The 3,233-nt window shown below is 73.0% G+C and carries 1 protein-coding gene; it reads left to right on the plus strand.

The features are described from left to right. Positions 1-3,233 (plus strand): SDR family NAD(P)-dependent oxidoreductase (locus ACN6LD_RS42020; protein ID WP_445045919.1); only part of this gene is annotated, 3,233 nt, incomplete at both ends.

Here is a 3,233-nt window from a genome sequence, read left to right on the forward strand (position 1 = left end):
CGCTGTGGAGGGCGAGTTGGCGTCGGCGGAGTACTGGGTGCGGCATGTGCGTGAGGCGGTGCGGTTCGCCGACGGGATCGGTGCGCTGGCCGCCGAGGGAGTGACCCGGTTCCTGGAGATCGGCCCCGACGGCACCCTCACCGCACTCGCCCGTGCCGTTGCCGAAGAAAGCGGCGACGAAGCGCTTTTCGTCGCAACGCTCCGTAAGGACCGGGACGAGTCCCGGACCACGGTGGCGGCGATGGCGGCCCTGCACGCCTCCGGCAGGCCCGTGGACTGGACGGCGCTCCTGAACGACACGTACGAGTCGGTCCAGTTGCCCACCTACCCCTTCCAGCGGACCCGCTACTGGCTCGATCCCGTCGCGAACCACGCCGGACGTCGGGGGGAGCACCCGCTGCTCTCGGACGGAATCGGCCTCGCCGACTCCACCACCGTGGTGGCCACGGGACGTCTCTCCCCGCGCACGCAGCCCTGGCTCGGCGAGCTCGCCACCGGAGGCGGCTCACTCGTGGCCGCCTCCGTCCTGACCGACCTGGCTCTTCACGCCGGACGCGGCATCGGCGCCCATCACCTTGCCGAACTGCGCGTCGACGCCCCCCTGCCGCTCCCCGCGACCGGCGAGACCGAGGTGCAGACGGTCACGGAGGCAGTCCAGGGCGAGCGGCGTTGGACCTTCGCTCTGTACGCACGACCGTACGATCCCGACGCCGGCCCGTCGGACGAGGAACGGCCCTGGACCCGCCACGCCCGCGGAACCCTGCTCGGCGGCCCCGAGGATCCGGCGGGCCCGAGCCCCGACGCCTCCGCCGCCACCGCGGCCTGGCCCCCGCCGGGCGCGGTGCCCGTCCACCTGGACGAGGTGTACACGGACCTCGACCTGCCTCGCTCGCAGGCCCTGACAGCAGTCTGGCGTCTGGGAGACGAGGTCTTCGCGGAGGCCGCTCTGCCGGAGACGGCGGAAGCCGAGGCGGCCAGGTTCGCCGTCCACCCCGCCCTCCTGGACTCCGCCCTGCTCGTCCTGACGGCAGCCGGACAGCCGGTGCCGCACCTCGTGGCCTGGTCCGGCGTCGCCCTCCACGCGCGTGCGGCGGCGAGCATACGGCTGCACGTCGTTCCGCGCTCGACGACGGAGAGCGAGCTCCGGCTGCTGGACGTCACGGGGGCCCCCGTCCTGACCGCCGCGACCGTAGCCGTCCTGCCCTTCGACGCCGACGAACGTCCCGACGCCGTCCGGCACCGCGGCAGCGACCTCTACACCGTCACGTGGACCGCGGCCGAGGCCGCCACGGAGCGGGACGACGTCGGGGCCGTGGCCCGGAAAAGCCCGGACGAGCTCCTGACCGCCCTGTCGGCCGCCTCGGACGACACACCTTTCGCCGACCTCGTCGCCCTTCCGTGGCACACCGCGGGCACCGACAGCGACGGCGGGCTCGTGCCCGACGTGCACACTGCCGCGGAGCAAGCGCTGCGTCTGCTCCAGCACTGGCTCACTGAAGCGCGCGCCGACCGCTCACGTCTGCTGCTGCTCACTCGCGGTGCGGTCGCCGCGCGTCCCGGCGAGACCGTGGCCGACCTGCCCGCCGCCGCGGTGCGAGGGCTGTTCAGGTCGGCCGCGTCGGAGAACCCCGGGCGGATCCTGCTCCTCGACACCGACGCCACTCCCACCGACGACCAGCTCAAGGACGCGGCCAGGCGAGGAAGAGACGAACTCGCACTGCGCGAAGCGCAGTTGCTCGCTCCGGTGCTCACACGGATCGCGGCCACCGCGCAGCGACCGACGGCAGCGGCCTTCCCCGCGGACCGGACGGTGCTCGTCACCGGTGGCACCGGCACGGTGGGGTCCGCCACCGTCCGCCACCTCGTGCACCGCCACGGTGTGCGTCACCTGCTCCTCGTCACCCGGCGGGGCCCACAGACCCCGGGCGCTTCCGAACTGATCGCCGAACTCGCCGCCGTCGACGCCCGCGTCACCGTCGTGAGCTGTGACGCGGCCGACCGCGACGCTCTCGCCGACGTCATCCGCGACGTCTCGCCCGAACACCCGCTCGGCGCCGTGGTGCACATCGCCGGAACGCTCGACGACCGCGTCGTCACCTCCCTCACCCCGGAGCGGCTGACCTCGGTGCTGCGGCCCAAGGTCGACGCGGCGGTCCATCTCCACGAGCTGACAAGACACCTCGACCTGTCGGCGTTCGTGCTGTTCTCCTCGGCCGCCGCCACGTTCGCCGGTCCTGGTCAGGGCAACTACGTCGCCGCGAACTCCTTCCTCGACGCCTTCGCCGTCAGCCTGCGCGCCGACGGACGTCCCGCGGTGTCCGTCGCCTGGGGCCTGTGGGAAGCCGACAGCGCCATGACCAGCGGTCTCACCGATGCCGCGCAGAGCCGCGCAGCCCGCAACGGCATCGGCGCGCTGTCCACCGGCGACGCCCTCGCCCTCTTCGACCGTGCCCTGACCCACACCGACGTCACCCCGATCCCGCTCCGCCTGGACCGCGCCGCACTACGCCGGACCGCCGACAGACTGCCCCCGTTGCTGCGAGCCCTGGCGGGCCGCCCCGCCCTGCGCGAGGCTGCGTCAGCGGCACGATCCGCCGCCCCGCAGCTCGACCTCCTCGACCTGTCCGAGTCCCGCCGCCGCGACGCGTTGGCCGCACTCGTGCGGAGCACGCTGGCCGACGTGCTCGGGCACGCCCCCGATGCGCACATCCGCCCGGACACGCCGTTCACGCAGCTGGGGCTCGATTCCCTGACTGCGCTGGAGCTGCGGAACTCCCTCAGCCGAGCGACCGGAACACGGCTGCCGGCGACCCTCGTCTTCGACCACCCCACGCCCGAAGCGGTCACCGAACTCCTCCAGGCGGAACTGGCGCCGCCCTCGCACACGAACGCCTCCGCGGCCGGCCTCTCCGAGCCCGCCGCGCTCGCCGACGATCCCCTCGCGATCATCGGCATGGGGTGCCGATTCCCGGGGGGCGTCGAGACGCCCGAACAGTTCTGGGATCTGCTCCTGCAGGGGGAGGACTCCATAGGCGGCTTCCCCACGGACCGTGGCTGGGACAACCTCACCGCATTCGACGACCTGGGCGGCGCCGGTGGCGACACGCCGGCGTACCCCCGTCACGGTGGGTTCTTGTCCGATGTCGGTCAGTTCGATGCGGAGTTCTTCGGGGTGTCGCCGCGTGAGGCGTTGGCGATGGATCCGCAGCAGCGGTTGTTGTTGGAGACGTCGT

The sequence above is a fragment of the Streptomyces sp. SAS_272 genome (assembly GCF_052543235.1).